At 43.2% G+C, this 987-nt stretch carries 1 protein-coding gene; it reads right to left on the reverse strand.

All coding sequences use genetic code 11. The features are described from left to right. Nucleotides 1-987: IS256 family transposase (locus CWC30_RS17185; protein ID WP_138627711.1), on the reverse strand; the 987-nt coding region annotated here is incomplete at both ends.

Genomic DNA, 987 nt, shown 5'->3' on the forward strand with positions numbered 1-987 from the left:
CCTTTAGTCTTGGTCAATTTCCTAAACTGGCGGTGAACCGCCTCGATAGCATTGGTGGTATAAATGGCTTTTCGCACGTAATCTGGGTACTTGAAGTAAACCGACAGGTTCGTCCATTTACGACGCCAAGAGTCGATAACAATGGGATATAGCTTGCCCCATTTATCGTCTAGCTCATCCAGTGCTGCTTCTGCGGCATCTTTAGTTGCTGCACGATAAACGGGTTTTAAGTCAGCCATAAAGGCTTTTTGGTGCTTAGAGGCTACGTACTTCATCGAGTTACGAATTTGATGAATAACGCACTGTTGAACCTCTGTTTCAGGATAGATAGTGCCAATGGCTTCAGGGAAACCTTTTAGTCCATCAACACAGGCGATTAAAATATCGGATACGCCACGATTATGTAAATCGGTCAGCACTGATAACCAGTAGTTAGCACCTTCGCTTTCTGATACGTAGAGGCCAAGTAATTCTTTACGGCCTTCAATATTAATACCCAGCACAGTATAAACCGCTTTGCTAACGTAGCGACCATTTTCCTTGATTTTATAGTGAATAGCGTCAAGCCAGATAAATGGATACAACGCATCAAGACTGCGAGATTGCCACGCTTTAAGCTCTGGTATTAGCTGGTCAGTCACAGCGGTTATTGTGGCTTCTGATACTTCAATGCCATACATTTCTTGAATGTGACTGCGAATATCACGATAGCTCATGCCTAACGCAAACATAGATAGGACTTTTTGGTCAATTTCTGGCGTTAACTTAGTTTGGTTTTTCTTAACGAGTTGCGGTTCAAAGGAGCCAGCGCGGTCTCTTGGTGTTTCAAGTTCAAATTGACCTACAGATGATTTAACGGTTTTCTTGCTAGTGCCGTTCTTACGGTTTGGTTGCAGATCAGATTCTAGATGCTGCTCTAGCTCTGCTCTGAGTGCAGCTTCAGTGAATTGTTTAATTAGCGGTGTTAAAACACCATCTTCACCAGTT

This window comes from Pseudoalteromonas sp. S4741 (assembly GCF_005886135.1).
Classification (GTDB): domain Bacteria; phylum Pseudomonadota; class Gammaproteobacteria; order Enterobacterales; family Alteromonadaceae; genus Pseudoalteromonas; species Pseudoalteromonas tetraodonis.